This window comes from Cytobacillus eiseniae (assembly GCF_017874625.1).
Taxonomy (GTDB): Bacteria; Bacillota; Bacilli; order Bacillales; family Cytobacillaceae; genus Cytobacillus; species Cytobacillus eiseniae.
This window is the reverse complement of sequence record NZ_JAGIKZ010000014.1, coordinates 1-17,303: the sequence shown is the minus strand read 5'-3', so window position 1 is coordinate 17,303 and position 17,303 is coordinate 1. Positions and strand designations below refer to the sequence as shown.

The following is a 17,303-nucleotide window of genomic DNA, read 5'->3' as shown; positions in this document are numbered from 1 at the left end:
GTCTCAGCTGTCCCACGCATCCCGCAGGAGTCTCGCACCTTTCGCTCCAATCAACCGACCTTTTTTGCAGGCCCTGTTCTTTCATTCATTTAAAACAACAATCTTTTAGAAATACGCCGCCACTACAATAAAGAATTATTTAATAAGGCTGCTTTTTATTTTCTCAACTCTTGCTAGCCATGAATGCTTTTGCAGGAATGTTTTTTGGATGTTTTCTCGGTAAAGCAGAGCATCGATGGCCATTTTTTCGATTGCTTTTGCCATTGATTCGGCATTGTCTTCACATATTAGGCCATAGCCATCTGTTTCTATTATTTCTTGTTGTGCCTGACAATATGTGGCGATGACAGGAAGCTCATTGGAAAGATATTCGACGAGCTTAACTGGGACAGAGAAATCATTGTATGTGCTTCGGTATCTTGGAATAAAGGCAAAGTCCATTTCACGATAGAGCTCATTTAATGCTTCTCCGCTCACATGCTTGACTGCTACATTCATTTCCTTCAAGCGCGCTTTCTTTTCCTCGGGCAATCCTTGATATTCATCCTCACGGCATACAACTGTCAATTCGCAAATGATGTGTTCATTATTTGCTTGTTGAAGAGCATCAAGCAGGAGAAATAATCCGTAATCTTCATTATTAATCCCACCGACATATAGGCCTTGAGCCGTTTCGTTCACCTGTTCACTTCGAACGGATGGGCTCTCCTTTCCGCCTGGAGGAAGGGAAACCAATTCCCTATTAATGTCTACAAATTTCCCCATCGCATCACTTGGCAGGAAAATCACGTGGCAATACTTATTGTAGAAATTTTCCTCCATCCGGTAGATGGTTTTCATAATTGTTTTCTTCGCACCCTTTAAAGGATAAAGCTCATCAAATTTCCAATACACATCACGGTAAAAAACACCAACAGGCACATCACGCTTTTTTAGAAATTTCATGACCTTCGAATCAATGAACGGCTTTTTCGGGATATGGCCTTGATCGGTCAACCAAAAGGGAATCGTTTGGTTCTCCATATAGCAGAACCAAAGATGATCGAGCTTCCCTTCTGTCTTCCATTGCTCGAATAAAGACTCTCTTTCAGCGGAGTTTCCTGACAGCAAGAGAATGTCTACTCCTTCCCTGCTCCCCCATTGCTGAAATGCTTTATAAATTTCCTTCGGACGAAGCTTCGAACCGCTATTCGCATTCTCTGCCACTTCAAATGGATAGTATAGTAAAACTGATTTCATCATTTTTTCTCCTTATAGAGGATATTCAAAAAGTCCGGAAAAAATAGCTGTCAAATGTCTGCGTCAGTTTGCTTATCCGCTCCTCACGTACCAAAAACGTACGCTTCGGTGCTCTAAGCTACACTTCCTTGACCTTCTCGGCTCTTTTTGTCCTCCTTTTTGAACACTTATTTATAGCTCGTTTCTCGCTTTCTTCTTGAAATAGAATGAAAACAGATCCAAACGAATTCTTATAAACAGTAGAATTCCAGCGAATAAGCAAGTGATAAAGATCCAAATTGGATTGAAGAGAAAATCGGCAAAGCCACCTACTAATGTCCGAGGAATATTAATGGAAAAGTATATAAACAGGCATAGAAATACCGGGTTTTTCGGCAGTCTAATAAAGATAATATACAAAAATTGGATAAGCACACCGACATAAATCGTCCCGAATAAGATCCCTAAATAACCAAAATTCGCATATGCCTCTGCAATGAATAGCGTATTCAGTACGCCCCCTGTCCCATCTTCAATTCGGTTAGGGAATGCATTCGCCATCACTAATCGAGCGGATCGTACTTGCTCGATATCAAACCAGCTAATGAGTATCGATGGAAGACTGCTCCCATTCAAAAATGGAATCGACTCACCAAAAAGATTTAAATGCAGAAAGGTAGGCGAAATTTGCGCAAGGATGATTCGGCCTATTGGTCCTGATGAGTAAGACAAATAAGAGCCTAGATCATCTACACCTTGAATAAATACATACATCAAAATGATTAATGTCGCACCGCATATGACATAAAAGTTCATTCGTCTGCGGGTAAGCTTGAGTTTTCCAACATAAAGCTGAACAAAAATAAACATAATGATGTAAAAAATAATCGGTGACTTCGATAAATCATACACACTGATTAAAACGGCACAAGCAAATAATGGCAAGAATAAGAAGATCCATTTTAACTGTGCTGTTTTTACCGCATATACATACGCAATTAAAGACAGCAAAGGAGTCAACGCAAGTGCAAAAATATTTCTTATTAATACGTGACCATGGAAATTCCTAGCTGCATCAATACGAAGCATACCCAAATCAGAAATATTCCCTTTTAATAGTGCAAAAATAGGCACCTGGCTCGTCTTCAAAATCGTATAAGCAACCGCAAGCATACTGATGAGTGAAAGCGCAAGAAAAATAAGGTAAAATTCATTTTTCTCGGTAAACGTGTTCTCTATAGGCTTTTTTAAATAATGATTAAATTCTTTCTTCGCGTCAAACCCTGCCAGCTTACTGACAATAAACATCGAAAGGGGCAGCATGATCATTACAAAAGAGACAGCAGCGAAACCGATATACCGATAAATCTCATGGTCCAATTTATTAATCATATAATAATTGTCTATATCAAGCGCAATTAATAAACTGCCAATATAACAAGATACGAACAAAGAATAGTAAAAGATTAACGAATTAAGATTTGGCTTAAAAAGAGACAAGCTCCCAGATACATTTTTAAATAAGATAACTGAAATCGTTAAAACAGCTATCCAAATAATTATAGCTAACATCCGTCAGCACCTACTTTTTGCTGATCAAATCAACAATTTTTTCAGAGGCTTGTCCATCACCAAATACTTCCTTGTATTCTGGATTTACCTCTTTTTGCACAGCAGCTAAGATTTTTTCTGTATCTGTTCCCGTTAAGATATTTGCCTCTCCACTAAGTGTTTCCACCCATTCCGTCTGCTCACGAATCGTCACACATGGGACCTTCATGAAATAGGCTTCCTTCTGAACGCCACCAGAATCCGTCACGATCTTCTTCGCATTTGCCTCAAGCGTCAGCATATCTAAATATCCAACAGGATCAATCACTTTCAAGTTTGGCACATCGCCCAAGTTAAGACCATAATCAGCCAATTTATGCTTCGTTCTCGGGTGAATCGGCCATACCTTTACTTCATCGATTTTTGAAAAGGCTTCTAGAATATTTTTCATATTCTCAATATCATCTGTATTTTCCGCACGATGGATCGTAATTAAATGATAATTTTTTGCTGTTAATCCAGCTTCCGCGAGAATATTTGATTTTTCCTTCGCCAGCTCTTGGTTATAAAGAACGGCATCATACATCACATCACCGATATTAAACACATTATGTGTAACATTTTCATTTGTTAAGTTTTCAATCGCTGTATCTGTCGGACAGAATAAAAATTCAGATACATGGTCTGTCATAATACGATTAATTTCTTCTGGCATTTTTTTATTAAAGCTTCTTAGTCCTGCTTCAATATGAATAACAGGAACGTGCAATTTAGCAGCCACTAATGCGCCTGCTAATGTTGAATTCGTATCCCCATACACCATTAAGTAATCAGGCTGTTCATTAAGAACAATTTCCTCAATTTTCGCAAGCATTTCACCTGTTTGCTTTCCATGATTGCCTGAGCCTACGCCTAGGTGATAATCAGGCTTTGGAATATGAAGCTCTTCAAAGAATATGTCAGACATATTTGCATCATAATGCTGACCTGTATGAACAATCTTTTCTTCCATATGCTTTCGTAATACCCTTGATACAGGAGCAGCTTTAATAAATTGTGGTCTAGCGCCAAGAATCGTTACTATTTTCATTTAGATTCACCTTTCAAGCTTTGAATATAGTCTTTCGCTAAAAATGAATTAATATTATACGGCTGCGAGTATTTAAGACGATCATCCTTAAAGGTTAAAGCCCCCACATATTCGGGATAACTCTTATAAATCCCATACCATTCCATCGGCTCCGTATAATATCTTTGATAAAGCTTCTTCTTGTTATATACTTTCTTTGCTGTATTGTAAAAAATACCATATTTCTCTTTCAAAGAAGTGTCTTTGCCAACAGGCTTTACAGGCTTCGGAAAATAATCTGGGTACATCTGGTGAAGCGTATAATCATATAAATACTTCTTAAAACGAAGATCAACAGGAACTGTTTTGAAAAATTCCATCATCCGGTCATCCCATAATGGGATCTCCCAGCCCTTTTCATAAAATTCATATACTCTGACAGAGTTAATAATGAATTTCGCCTGTCTCTCTCTCCAATCCCAATATTCGAATAATGCACTCGCCTGCTCATTTGTTTGATAAGGCAAATCCTTAAACGATCGTCTGATTTCTGCAAGCACATCCCCAGCAGAGGCGTGGATTCCTTTTTCAATCTCCCAAAGCTTATGATGCTTATTCAAGCTAAACTGGACGACATCCTCGATTGTAAACGAGCGGTCCTCCGTAATTTCATATGCTAAATGGCTCCCTGCAACGAAATCACCTGAGTGACCAGGAATGAACACATAGTCGCGATCTTGCTTATTAACAATTTCTCTAACTGCAGGCCAATCCTGAAGATGAGCCATCGAAGAGCCATTGACAGCAAATTCAACATATTGCTTCCACTCATCTGAATGATACCAGCGATGCCAGTCATCCTTCTTGTATTCAACAAAATCCCACTTCAGCCCTAATCGGTCAGCAATATCTTTACTAACCAAAGCTTCTTTATTTTCCCGTTTCCCATATGTAAAGGAAGCAATATTCTCCATGCCATATTCTTTCAGCAATAAGGCAATAATTCTTGAATCATAGCCACCGCTAAGAGGAAGAATCGGCACTTTATTTTCTAAACGAACGATAAGGTCTTTAAAAATTTGATGAAAGACACCCTCGAGCTCTTTACTGAATTGTTCTACATCCTTTTCAACAGGGTGATGGTAAAATTGGTAATACTCTTTGCTCTTACTCTTCCCATCTTCTTGAAGCTGAATGTATGAACCAGCCTCCACTTGGTAAATCCCATCATAAAGTGTCTTTTCATTTGCGGTAAAGCCAGTGAGTAAAAATTCCTTTACAGCCGTTTGATTCATTGAATTGTCTGCTTGATGAGCGACTTTATCGGATACAATCCAGTCTGATCCATCTTTATAGTAGAAAAGCGGAATACTCCGCTTTCTGTCAACAATTGCAGTCATCTCACTTTTGCCAACCTGTATAAAGACAAACTCACCTTGAATCTCATTCAGCTCACGCAGGAAAAATTCTTCATCTTTAAGAACGTCCTGAAGCGTTTCGGCATCATAGCATGTTCCGTTGTAAAGAATATAGCCTCCAAAGTATACTTGGCCAAATGGGAGGGCTACTGTTTTTATTAGATTACTGTTTTGAATAACTACTTTTAACAAACGAATCACCTATTTTTTTGTTAGGTTAGGTACATGGAAAGCCAGGGATGCCTTTGCACCTGCCAAGCTTTCATGTTAACTTGCAGCAGATTTTTTCCGCAAGAGATCTTTATCTATCCGTGAAAGCAAGACAACGACAATAAAGCCAATCCAAGCATAGGCAATATTCCAATTGGATAAGCCACTCTCTTGAATATAAATAATCGAAATGACCGCTAACAGCGAGGACATAAATAAAAAGGTCATTTTGCCAAATGACACTGGGACATGATAAAGCTTTTGGCTTTTAAAGAAAATATACGTAATTGCGATCAGGTACGAAATCAAATAGGCTGCGACACTTCCCCAGATTGAATAGAAAGGGATAAACACGATGTTCAAAATGATATTGACGACTGCTGCTATGCCAAATGCATACGAAATGATCTTTGTTTGTTTCGTGAAAAAGATCCCAACTGAAATAATCATATAGAAGAAATTCAAGAAGGTAACAGCAGATAAGATCGCTACATATTGATAGGCTTCATAAAAGTCATTGCTTAGAAGCTTAAAAATCCATGGCATAATTGTCGCTACCATTAGGATTCCAATCGATCCAACTAATAAAATCCCATAGTATAGCTTAGCAAATAAGGTTGCACTATCCTTTTTATCCTTGAGAGACATCGAGAATGGTCGCCATGCCATTTGCACACCACTCGTTAACAACGTAATTAATGACGCAAACTTAACGGCTGCACCGTAAATCCCGCCTTCATGCATAGATGTATAGGCCACCAATATAAAGGAATTAGCATTCACAATCACCCAAAAAGCAAGTGATGCAGGCACGAGCGGCACAGCATAAGCTAGAATTTCCTTTAAAATTTGCTTATTAAAGTTGAACTTAATGTATTTCATTAGTGGCTTAATTAATAGCAAAACAACGAGCAGCACACTGACTAATCGGCCATATAAAATGCTATCAATGGTTGGGGTAACAAAAGCTAAAAACGCATAAGAAAATAGCGCGATTAATAGCATTTTTAAAACTGTCATTATGACTACCTTTTTTGTAAAAAAGTCATACCGTAAGACAGTTAGGATTAAGGCAATAACCGTGTCTAACGCAAGCACACCAATCGCTATATAAAATAAATAATATAAGCTCGCATCTTCTAAAATCAATTGTGCAAACCAATTTCCACCTAAAAGTAAGACGATGGCAATGATAAACACAATCACTAATCGAAAAGTCATAACAGAGCGAACATAATCAAGCTTCTTCTGCTTATCCTTCGTATCAAAGTAATAAAAAGCTAATGCAGAATCCGTTCCAAATATAATTAAAAACGTGAGCATAGATGTAAACCGATCTAAAAGATCAATCACCCCATATTCTGCAGGCAGAAGAAAGGTCATATAGATCGGAAGCATAATAAAGGCAATTAGCTTCGTTCCAACATTCATAAATGCGTAAAGGAGCGAATCCGCTCCTAAACGCTTAATTTGGGCGAACACCCTATAACAGCTCCCGCTCGTCTACCATCTTGACGAACTTAGCGGGAACCCCTTTCACTAAAGTCTTTGCATCTGTATTCTTCGTTACTAATGCTCCAGCAGCAACAAATGTTTCTTCTTCAATTGTGATGCCAGGAAGAATGATCGATGCGCCACCAACACGAGCACCTTTTTTCACGTGAGCGCCTTTAATCTTGTCAAAACGTTCTTCCGTACGGCCCATGAAATTATCGTTTGTCGTCGTTACACAAGGAGCGATAAACACTTGCTCCTCCAATGTTGTGTACGCAGTAATATAAGAATTGGATTGGATTTTTGTTCGATCACCGATTTTCACAAAGTTCTCGACTGTAACCCCTCTGCCAACAATGACAAAATTTCCGATTTCTACATTTTCCCTTACACTAGCAAGGTCAGCGATTAACGTGCTTGAGCCAATTTTCGCTCCACGATAAATCACGCAATTTGCACCTATTGTTACCTCTTCCCCTATTTCTAAAGCAGGAATCGTGTCAGTTAGCTTGACTGTACTCGTTTTGGCTGGTTTTGGCGGTTTTCCAACAACTGCACCATCTGCGATTGTCGTATGATCACCAATTACTGTTCCTTCATGAATCGTTACGCGGTTGCCAACGATCACATTTTTACCGATTTTTACATCTTTTTCAATGACGGAAAAATATCCGACTTTTGCCGTTTCATCTACTATAGCGGAAGGATCAATATAATTCATAAGAAAATCTCCCTTTACCAATTCATTATAATTTAATATACTTGTTCGGCTTTGCAATGTCTTTCATTGCGTTACGTGTATCGAAAATAACTTTGCTTTCTTGAGCAATCATTTCATAATCAAAATCAGTATGGTCTGTTGTGACAAGAACAAGATCGGCTTCATTTAGCAGCTCTTTCGATAATGCAACTGTTTCAACCATTTGATCGCATGATCTAAATGACTTCACATAAGGATCGACAACTGTATAATCGGCACCGTGATGCTCTAACAGCTCAACAATCTTAAGAACTGGAGATTCCCTCACATCATCAATATCCTTTTTGTAAGCTACACCAAGAACAGCTACTTTCGCACCGCGAAGCGCCTTGCCATCTTCATTTAATGTTTGCATCGCACGTGTAATTACATATTCAGGCATGCTGTTGTTAATTTCGCCAGCAAGCTCGATTAATCTTGTATGGTAGTTGTATTCACGAGCCTTCCATGTTAAGTAGAATGGATCGATTGGAATACAGTGACCGCCTAAGCCAGGGCCTGGATAGAATGCCATGAATCCGTATGGCTTTGTTTTTGCTGCATCAATAACTTCCCATACATCAATGCCCATTTTTTCACAAAGAATCGCCATTTCATTTGCTAAGGCAATATTAATATGACGGAATGTATTTTCGAAGATTTTCTCCATTTCAGCTACAGCCGGAGAAGATACTTCATGGACATCCCCTTCTAGAACGTTTCGATATAGAGCAGCTGCAACTTTTGTGCAATTTTCTGTAATCCCACCGACAACTTTCGGTGTATTCTTTGTTTTGAATTGCTTATTACCTGGATCCACACGTTCTGGAGAATAAGCAATAAATACCGTTTCACCCGTTTTCAAGCCCTTTTCCTCAAGTGCAGGCTTAACAATTTCCTCAGTCGTTCCAGGATAAGTTGTTGATTCTAATACAACAAGCATGCCTTCATGTGCATATTTCGCAATTTCCTTAGAAGAGCTTTTCACGTAAGATGTATCTGGCTGTTGATAAACATCAAGCGGTGTTGGTACACAGATTGCCACTGCATCTACTTCTTGAATACGTGCATAATCCGTTGTTGCAACTAATTGACCAGATTTAATCATATCTGCTAAATCTTGATCAACGACATCACCAATATAGTTAATCCCCATATTTACTTGCTCCACACGTGCTGCCTGCACATCAAAGCCAATTACCTTGTATCCTGCTTTTGCTTTCTCAACTGCCAATGGAAGACCAACATAACCTAATCCAACTACACCGATGACAGCATCCTTTTTTTCAATTTTATTAATTAATGAAGTATATACGTCCATGTTCTTTCTCCTTTTATAGAACGACTTTTTTTCCAGTTTCTGCAGACTCCAAAATAGCCAATATTAATTTTACAGGAGCGAGACCGTCATCTCCAGTTACAATTGGATTACGATTCTCTTTCACAGCAAGCACCATGTCTTCGATGATGCATTGATGACCTGGTTTGCCAAACGGATCAGCTTGAATCTCACTTTTTATTTTATCCGCTTCTTCTTCAGTGACCCCTTCGATATCCCATGTTTCAATGAAGTTCGCGTTTCTGCCGCTAATTTTCACGGATGCCGTTTCACCAAATATCGCTAGTGATTCTTCAAGATTTTTCGGATAGATCGTTGTTGCCGCCTCAATCACGCCAAGTGCCCCATTTTTGAATTGGACAACAGCTGCTGCGACATCTTCTGTTTCAATTTTGCGCAGGCGAGTAGCTGCCATTGCTTGAACTGATTCAACAGGTCCCATTAACCAAAGCATTAAATCAAGATCATGAATCGCTTGATTCATCAGAACGCCACCATCAAATTCCTTCGTTCCACGCCATTCCGCTTGATCATAATATGCTTGATTTCGATTCCAACGAACCGTTGCGTTTGCATGACTTAGTTTTCCGAATGAACCTGCATCCATCTGCTCTCTCAGCTTTTGAATCGCAGGTCGGAAGCGGTTTGGATGAACAACCGCAAGCTTGACGCCATTTTCGTTCGCATATTGAATCATATCTTCCGCATCTTGAAGCTTTAAGGACATCGGCTTTTCAACGATAACATGTCTTTTATGCTCGGCAACAATCTTTGTTAAGCGCGCATGCAAGCCAGAAGGCACACAAATATTAACAACATCGATTTCTGGATTTTCTTCTAACATAAGTGCTAGATCTGTGTATTTTTTAACATTTTGATGGTCAATCTCCAGACGCGCAGCATTTGTATCACAAATGGCATACAAATTTGCATTATCAGCTTGTTCAATTGCTTCTATATGTTTGTTTGCAATATGCCCCATACCGACGATCGCAAAATTAATCATGTTTATAATGCCTCCTTGCTTCATTTATGTAGTTCCAAAGCATAAGTATAAGGATTGCAGCGATCACACCTAAAACAAGGCCAGCTAAAGTTAGCTCTAACTTATATGTGTTTGTTGGACCTACGTCCTGAGAAACAATGCCTGGCTTTTCAAAAAAGGCCAGATCTGACTTCATGTTTTGGATAGACGTTTTCACTTTAGATGCCTCGACTTCAGTCCATTCAAGCAAGCTTGTTACATCAGATGTCTGGGCTATCGTTAGTTCATTATTATCAAGCTTATCAGTGCTTACTTTCAATACATCACTTAGCTCGTCCAATATTGTTTCGTTGTTTTTAATATTATCCTCTGTGATCTCATATCTTAGTTGAAAATTATCGACTAAACCTTTTTCAATCCCTGCTGCCATTTTTTCAAGATCCTTTTCGAGGCGCTCTTGATTGTCATCAAAAATTTTGATTTTCACATAACTCTCACTAGATACATACGCATCAATTACGCCATGAACATCCTTGCCATATGTAGCAACAACATTAGATGGATTCGTTAAACCTTTTAATTTAATTGAACCTGTAAAAACAGTTGCACTTCCTACATATTTGCCATCTTTAGGTATGACATATGAAGCGCCAAATCCTAATAGTGCAAATAGAAGAGGAATAATCAGAAAGAAAACCTTCTTCTTCCAAAAGAATACTAAATACTCATATAACGCAAACCTTTTTTGTTCAGCCAAAAAGACCACCATTCCTTTAAAAATTATAGATAGAACATGAAGCAAGTAAAGAAACGCCCCCTCTCTCGGCGACGTTCCACTTTATATTTTATTTATTGAAAAACTCCGCAATTTTCGCTACTACATATTCTTGCTGTTCTCTTTTAAGCTCTGGGAACATCGGCAATGATAATGCCTCTTTTGCCGCTTTTTCTGATTCTGGAAGATCGCCTTCCTGATAGCCCAGGTCTTTAAATACAGGCTGTACATGAAGTGGCAGCGGATAGTAAATCATTGTTTGGACACCTTGTTCTTTTAAGTAAGCCTGTAATTCATCACGCTTATCCACACGGATTGTATATTGGTGGAACACATGATAATTGCCTTCTTTTTCAACTGGTGTTTTTACTAAGTCTCCTAATTGCTCAGTAAGAAGCGCTGTATAAATGGCAGCTCGTTCTCTCCTAAGCTCGCTCCACTTATCCAAATGAGGGAATTTCACATTTAGAACCGCAGCTTGCATCTCATCCAAGCGGCTGTTGTAGCCTAGGACATGGTGATAATATTTCGGCTTGCTACCATGAACACGGATTACACGGCTATTTTCTGCAACTTGGTCATCATTCGTTACAACCATGCCTGCATCTCCGTATGCACCTAAGTTCTTTGTTGGGAAGAAGCTATATGTTGCAGCAGTCCCATATTCAGCAACTGTTTTCCCTTTATGCTTTGCACCGATTGCCTGAGCTGCATCACCAATAACAGCCAACTGATGTTTATCGGCAATCGCACAAAGTTCTTCCATATCTGCTGTTTGTCCATATAGATGAACAGGGATAATCGCTTTTGTTTTTTCTGTAATGGCTGCTTCGATTTTCTTCGGATCAATATTAAATGTAATCGGATCAATATCAACATAAACCGGAGTTGCACCAGCACGAACAATCGAACCACCCGTTGCAAAAAACGTAAATGGTGTTGTGATAACTTCGTCTCCTGCTTTTACTCCTGCTGCTTGTAATGCAATATGTATCGCGTCACTTCCATTTGCTACACCAATTCCATGACGAACTTGACTATACTCTGCTACATCAGATTCAAGCTTTTTCACATTATTTCCTAAAATAAATTGTGAAGAGCTCATCACTTGATCTAAAGCTATAAGCATTTCATCCTTCAATGATTGATATTGTTCACTTAAATCTAACATTGGAATTTTCATAATCATTTCCTCCAACTTCCTAAATGAAATACTAAGTTATTTTAACATAAAAAGTCATTGAAATAGTATTTTAACACTGCTGTAAAATGACAAATTTCGAACAGAAATGACATAGGCGCTCGAAGGATACTGTCGAATGGAACACTTGCCTGCTCGACAAACAAAATAATCTTTCGAAAAAGGCCGTTTGCGAGTCGTCCACAAACGGCCTATTGTTATTGTCTTCCAGTAACTTTTCGATAGATTTTAATAACAGGCTTATACTTTTCGTGCACTAAGCCAATTGTTTCAGCCAATACTTCGAGGATTAATAATAACCCAAAAATAATAAAGATACTAACCAAAAGCGTTGCCGTTGAAAATAGTATGGCACTGATACTAAAAATAATTCCAAATCCATAAATACATAGCACTGTTTTCCTGTGGGATAAACCAAGTGCAAGCAGTCGATGATGCAAATGCGATTTATCTGGAGCTGAAATCGGCTTTTTATTTACAATTCGTCGAATAATTGCATAGGTCGTATCAAAAACAGGAACACCGAGAATGATGATTGGAACAATAAAACTAAATAAGGTAACACTCTTATACAAGCCTAATAATGACAGGATAGAAATCGCATAGCCTAAAAACAAGGCACCCGTATCACCCATAAATATTTTTGCCGGATGGAAATTATGGAATAAAAACCCGAGTGTACTTCCTAATAAAATTAAACTCAGCATTAAAATAAGCGGTTTGCCTGCCACTCCTGCCATAATCGCAATTGTCGCAATGACAATCGCAGAAATACCTGCTGAAAGCCCATCAAGCCCATCAATTAAATTAATTGCATTCGTAATCGCTACAATCCAGAACACCGTAATCGGATACGTCCATAAACCAACATCAAATGTACCGATAAACGGAATCGTCAAATGATCAATTGTCAACCCGCTCCCTACAACAGCTGCTGCAGCAAGCAATTGACCAATAAGCTTATATTTCGCTGAAAGTTCATACTTATCATCAAGAATTCCAGTAATAATAATAATAATCGCACCTACGGAAATCCCAGTTATCTTTTCATTGTAAAGCCCGCCCACAAAATAGCCGATTATTACACCAGCAAAGATTGCTAATCCACCAAGTCGAGGCATGATCTTTACATGCACTTTTCTTTGATTCGGCTTGTCAGTTGCACCAATTTTCATGGCTAATTTAATGACAAGCGGAGTGATTAGCAAGGACGTCACTAATGCCGCAATAAATGCAGCTAAAAATTTAATATCCAATGATATCACCTTTAGTTTTTGAATTTATGCAGCCAAGTTTATACTACCATATATCAATAAGAATTCAATTAATTTCATTTTTTTTAATATTCTATCGTGTGAATAATCAACTGCTTATGTATAGTATCACCTCTTTCACTAGAAAGTCTTTATTAGTTTTCGACCTAAAATGGAAGTATCCTCTAAAGTTGACGAATATTATCGTAAAAAGTTTCAAATAATGAAGAATAATAGATTCTGTCAAAAATTAACTGCTGCTTCCCTTCCAAATTATATTATACTACATTATATGCTATAATTAGATAGGGAAAAATGTAGAAGCAAATTCGTTTCTAATCTTATACATATCGTACTACTTTTCAATAAATTTCTAGGAGAGAACAACATGCTATCTTTAATGAAGCGCATATTTAATGAGGATTCTGCCGAACTAAAACGATTATATAAACATGTAACGAAAATTAATGAATTAGAAGAAAAAATGGCGGCTTTAAGTGACGAGGAATTGAAAGAGGCCACTCAATATTTAAAAGAAAAAGTCGCAGAGGGCGTATCGATTCTTGATATGAAGGAAGAAGCGTTCGCTACAGTTAGAGAAGCGTCAAAACGCGTACTTGGTCTCCGCCATTATGATGTACAGTTACTTGGAGGATTGGTTCTTCTTGAAGGCGGAATCACAGAAATGCGAACGGGAGAAGGGAAAACACTCGTTGCTACACTTCCTTCCTATTTACGAGCATTAGAAGGAAAAGGCGTACATGTGATCACAGCGAACGAATACTTAGCTACACGTGATTTTGAGCAAATGGGAAAACTATTTAATTTTCTCGGCTTAAACGTTGGATTAAATGTATCACAAATCTCAGAAACTGAAAAAAGAGACGCATATAACGCTGACATTACGTATGGTACAGGCACGGAATTTGGTTTTGACCTTTTGCGTGATAATATGACGACAAGCTTCGAGGAACGTGTTCAAAGGCCTTTATATTACGCAATTGTTGATGAAGTAGATAGCATTTTAATTGATGAGGCGAGAACACCACTCATCATTGCGAGCAAATCAGATATTGCCACTGAATTATTTTATATTACCGCTGAAATCGTAAAAAACTTCGAGGATGGCAACCAATATGAATTCTATCCTGAAACAAAGCAAATTGTCTTAACCGACAATGGGGCAACAGAATTTGAACAAGCATTCGGCTTAGCAAATTTATACGACGCTGAACATCGGGAGCTCTTACATAACATCATGCAATCCTTACGAGCAAATGTCGTTATGAGAAAAGATGTTGATTACATTGTGAAAAAAGATGAAATCATGCTTGTTGACCAATTCACCGGAAGAATCATGGAAGGCAGAACATTTAGCGACGGCTTACACCAAGCAATCGAAGCAAAAGAAGGCGTAACAGTAAAAGAAGAAAACCAGACACAAGCTTCCATTACTGTCCAAAACTATTTCAGAATCTATAAAATTCTCGCTGGGATGACCGGAAGTGCTGCACCATCGAAAAGAGAATTTTTCGAAACGTATAATCTACGAGTCGTTGAAGTACCAACAAATAAACCAAATGCACGAAAAGATGAAGAACCTTTAGTTTATAAGGATTATGAATCAAAAGTAGCGAAAATTGTTAGTGAAGTAGAAAAGCTTAATCAAATCGGCCGTCCTGTTTTAATTGGGACAACCTCCATTGAACAGTCAGAAAAGCTTTCCGTTTATCTTGAAAAAGCTGGGATCAAACACCGGATTCTAAATGCAAAAACAGAAGAAGATGAAGCAAATATTATCTCTCAAGCTGGACAATTGAATCAGGTAATGCTTTCTACAAATATGGCTGGCCGAGGAACAGATATTATTTTGGATCCAGCTGTCAGAGAACTCGGCGGCTTGCATATTATCGGAACTGAACTCCATGAGAGTGAAAGAATTGACATGCAGCTTAGAGGAAGGGCCGGAAGACAGGGAGACCCTGGTTCTACTCAATTTATCATATCAATTGAAGATGATATCTTTAATAGTTATGATAAAGAAGAAATGGATAAATGGAAAAAGAAAATTAAAACCGATGAAACAGGCCTGATTATTTCACCAAATCCAGTGAAATTCGTGCTTAAAGTTCAATCTATCGTGGAAGGTGCTCACTTCTCTGCTAGAAACCATCTATTGAAGCTTGATGATGTCGTTAATCAGCAAAGAAAGATCATCTATACAAAACGAGATGAATTACTAGCAAATACAAATTCCGTCGAATTAATTATTCAGTCATTACAAAACCATCTTGAGGTGATTTTAGAAACATACTGCCCAGCAGAAATCATTTCCGATTCTTCCGCAGCAGATGGATTGTATGAAGAACTGACACTTATTTTTGGAGAGCTGCCATTCGAGGTATTGGATTTAATTGACCTTGAAAAGTCAGCCATTAAAGAGAAAATTGACCAGCTATATGAGAACTATGTCAATGTAATAAAGACACTTGAGGAAAATGATGATTTCCAAATTCAGGTTAAATTATTGTACCTGCAAAATTTGGATCGTTCTTGGGTTGTTCATATGGAAATGATGATGCATTTAAGAGAAGGCTTTGGTGTACGTGGCTATGGACAAGAAGATCCATACCGCTTATATGAATTCGAAGGCTTCGAGGCATTCAAGCATTTCTTAGCAGAATTAGACGCACAAGCAAGTAAGCAAACGAGAATGATTATTCAGCATTTTCTTTCTGATGAGGAGAAAGAATAAAGAGAAAGGATAAGGCGAACACGCCTTATTCCTTTTATAAAAGGGGACTGAGCTACGAATGGGGATTTTTAATAAGGGAAATAAAGCTGTAAACGAGCAAGAAGAAAATAAATCATTAGATATTCAGGAAACAAACAATGAAGAGGGCATTAAAACAGAGCTTTCTTATCACCCCGAATGGGACTTGAGTGTTCAAGAAAAATATGTATTCCAATACAACCACCAAAAGCTTCCAACACTTCAACCAAATCAAATTGCAATAAATGGTGTGAATTTGTACGAATACGATGGTGGTTTCGTCATTACCGCTTTCTTAAGGAGCTCCCTTCCTAAGTCAATAAGCTTTGAAGTCATTGACTTAGTCATTGTGAATAGCGAGAACGAACGATTAGCAAGAAAGAGCTTTGAAATGGATTTATTCGGCGAACTTCCTTCTAATTCTTGCAGACCTTGGAGATTCTTATTCGAAAATGAGAATAAGCTTGTTGATGAAATTCCGAAAAATAATTGGAAGGTTGTTTTTGAACTAAAGCAAAAAGCGCCAGGCGTTCTTCCACTTGATCTTGAAGAAAGCTGGAAAGAAGCTTTTAGTGATGAGCAAAAGCAGCACTTAGAAAACATCATAAAGAATCTTCCACCTTTACGTGAAGGCGAAGTGAACTTTATGGGCCTAGAGGCAAAAATGATTGAAGGCAGAGGATTAGCAGCAACATTATTAATCCGAAACGCAAGCAACCGCAGCATTAAAATCGAGAATCTCCCATTAGTATTTGAAGATGCTTCAGGCGAGGCAGTCGCACAGGCAGGCTTCCCATTAAATAATCTAGAAGTCAAAAGCCAAACATGCAAGCCATGGACATTCGTTTTCCCAGAATCAGCGATTACAAAGGAAAACTTAGATCTATCTAAATGGAAAGCGTATGTTCCCCAAACAGCACCTGTAAATACGAAAGAAGAGGCCTGAAGCTAAGCTTAAAGGAAAAGCAAATATAGGATATTAATTAACAAAAACTACGATTTTTATAAAAATCGTAGTTTTTTTATTGTTGATCGGCTTTGTTTTTACTATGTTTAAAAAATAGACGGAAAAATTCCGTCTATTTTGGGAAATACCTATATTTCCTTAAAAATAAGAGGAGTTTTTCCGCTTATATTACTAAAAACGTTGGATTTTGCCATATTTGGAGCTGTTAAGCGGAATAATTCCGCTTCGTATTATAAGGTCAGCCAGATATTTCTGGTTGACCATTTTTTATATGGTTTTATTATTACGGTAGCCGGGGTAGAACGTAATTC

General features: G+C 38.1%; 13 protein-coding genes. 2 read left to right on the top strand and 11 right to left on the bottom strand.

Going from position 1 to position 17,303, the window contains the following annotated elements:
• Positions 1 to 135: 135 nt before the first annotated feature.
• The 11 genes from J2Z40_RS12390 to J2Z40_RS12340 form a co-directional block, all read right to left on the bottom strand.
• Entirely contained in the window at positions 136 to 1,242 is a 1,107-nt protein-coding gene (locus J2Z40_RS12390; protein ID WP_066397875.1) for a glycosyltransferase family 4 protein, read from the bottom strand.
• A 168-nt stretch (positions 1,243 to 1,410) separates the two neighbouring features.
• A complete protein-coding gene (locus J2Z40_RS12385; RefSeq protein WP_066397876.1) occupies positions 1,411 to 2,790 on the bottom strand; it encodes an O-antigen polymerase in 1,380 nt (459 codons plus the stop codon).
• A gap of 10 nt (positions 2,791 to 2,800) precedes the next feature.
• The gene (gene wecB / locus J2Z40_RS12380; RefSeq protein ID WP_066397880.1) at positions 2,801 to 3,859 is read right to left on the bottom strand and encodes a non-hydrolyzing UDP-N-acetylglucosamine 2-epimerase; all 1,059 of its coding nucleotides are present in this window, start codon (positions 3,857 to 3,859) and stop codon (positions 2,801 to 2,803) included.
• A complete protein-coding gene (locus J2Z40_RS12375; protein WP_066397881.1) occupies positions 3,856 to 5,448 on the bottom strand; it encodes an asparagine synthase-related protein in 1,593 nt (530 codons plus the stop codon). The genes wecB and J2Z40_RS12375 overlap by 4 nt, the downstream gene beginning before the upstream one ends.
• A 75-nt stretch (positions 5,449 to 5,523) precedes the next feature.
• Entirely contained in the window at positions 5,524 to 6,948 is a 1,425-nt protein-coding gene (locus J2Z40_RS20115; RefSeq protein WP_066397883.1) for an oligosaccharide flippase family protein, read from the bottom strand.
• 1 nt (position 6,949) lies between these two features.
• Complete coding sequence (locus J2Z40_RS12365) at positions 6,950 to 7,681, bottom strand: N-acetyltransferase (RefSeq protein WP_066397884.1); 732 nt, start codon at positions 7,679 to 7,681, stop codon at positions 6,950 to 6,952.
• 25 nt (positions 7,682 to 7,706) lie between these two features.
• On the bottom strand, positions 7,707 to 9,020 hold the full coding sequence (locus tag J2Z40_RS12360; RefSeq protein WP_066397886.1) for a nucleotide sugar dehydrogenase: 1,314 nt from the start codon (positions 9,018 to 9,020) through the stop codon (positions 7,707 to 7,709).
• A gap of 13 nt (positions 9,021 to 9,033) precedes the next feature.
• On the bottom strand, positions 9,034 to 10,044 hold the full coding sequence (locus J2Z40_RS12355; protein ID WP_066397888.1) for a Gfo/Idh/MocA family protein: 1,011 nt from the start codon (positions 10,042 to 10,044) through the stop codon (positions 9,034 to 9,036).
• On the bottom strand, positions 10,037 to 10,780 hold the full coding sequence (locus J2Z40_RS12350; RefSeq protein ID WP_157087853.1) for a hypothetical protein: 744 nt from the start codon (positions 10,778 to 10,780) through the stop codon (positions 10,037 to 10,039). Before J2Z40_RS12350 ends, J2Z40_RS12355 begins: the two co-directional genes overlap by 8 nt.
• An 88-nt stretch (positions 10,781 to 10,868) precedes the next feature.
• Positions 10,869 to 11,981, bottom strand: coding sequence for a DegT/DnrJ/EryC1/StrS family aminotransferase (locus J2Z40_RS12345; RefSeq protein WP_066397890.1), 1,113 nt, complete (start codon positions 11,979 to 11,981; stop codon positions 10,869 to 10,871).
• Between the two features lie 215 nt (positions 11,982 to 12,196).
• Entirely contained in the window at positions 12,197 to 13,255 is a 1,059-nt protein-coding gene (locus tag J2Z40_RS12340) for a glycosyltransferase family 4 protein (RefSeq protein ID WP_066397893.1), read from the bottom strand.
• A gap of 385 nt (positions 13,256 to 13,640) precedes the next feature.
• On the opposite strand from J2Z40_RS12340, the gene secA2 reads away from it, so the two are divergent.
• Both secA2 and J2Z40_RS12330 read left to right on the top strand, forming a co-directional pair.
• Entirely contained in the window at positions 13,641 to 16,007 is a 2,367-nt protein-coding gene (gene secA2 / locus J2Z40_RS12335; RefSeq protein ID WP_066397896.1) for an accessory Sec system translocase SecA2, read from the top strand.
• Positions 16,008 to 16,065: 58 nt separating this feature from the next.
• Positions 16,066 to 16,971: an accessory Sec system S-layer assembly protein gene (locus tag J2Z40_RS12330; RefSeq protein ID WP_066397899.1), complete on the top strand. Its 906-nt coding sequence runs from the start codon at positions 16,066 to 16,068 to the stop codon at positions 16,969 to 16,971.
• Positions 16,972 to 17,303 lie beyond the last annotated feature (332 nt).

What these genes read in the sequence shown, in the direction of transcription:
- J2Z40_RS12345 (WP_066397890.1), bottom strand. Translation starts at nt 11,981, where the DNA reads ATGAAAATTCCAATGTTAGATTTAAGTGAACAATATCAATCATTGAAG.
- J2Z40_RS12360 (WP_066397886.1), bottom strand. Translation starts at nt 9,020, where the DNA reads ATGGACGTATATACTTCATTAATTAATAAAATTGAAAAAAAGGATGCT.
- secA2 (WP_066397896.1), top strand. Translation starts at nt 13,641, where the DNA reads ATGCTATCTTTAATGAAGCGCATATTTAATGAGGATTCTGCCGAACTA.
- wecB (WP_066397880.1), bottom strand. Translation starts at nt 3,859, where the DNA reads ATGAAAATAGTAACGATTCTTGGCGCTAGACCACAATTTATTAAAGCT.
- J2Z40_RS12385 (WP_066397876.1), bottom strand. Translation starts at nt 2,790, where the DNA reads ATGTTAGCTATAATTATTTGGATAGCTGTTTTAACGATTTCAGTTATC.
- J2Z40_RS12390 (WP_066397875.1), bottom strand. Translation starts at nt 1,242, where the DNA reads ATGATGAAATCAGTTTTACTATACTATCCATTTGAAGTGGCAGAGAAT.
- J2Z40_RS12330 (WP_066397899.1), top strand. Translation starts at nt 16,066, where the DNA reads ATGGGGATTTTTAATAAGGGAAATAAAGCTGTAAACGAGCAAGAAGAA.
- J2Z40_RS12365 (WP_066397884.1), bottom strand. Translation starts at nt 7,681, where the DNA reads ATGAATTATATTGATCCTTCCGCTATAGTAGATGAAACGGCAAAAGTC.
- J2Z40_RS12355 (WP_066397888.1), bottom strand. Translation starts at nt 10,044, where the DNA reads ATGATTAATTTTGCGATCGTCGGTATGGGGCATATTGCAAACAAACAT.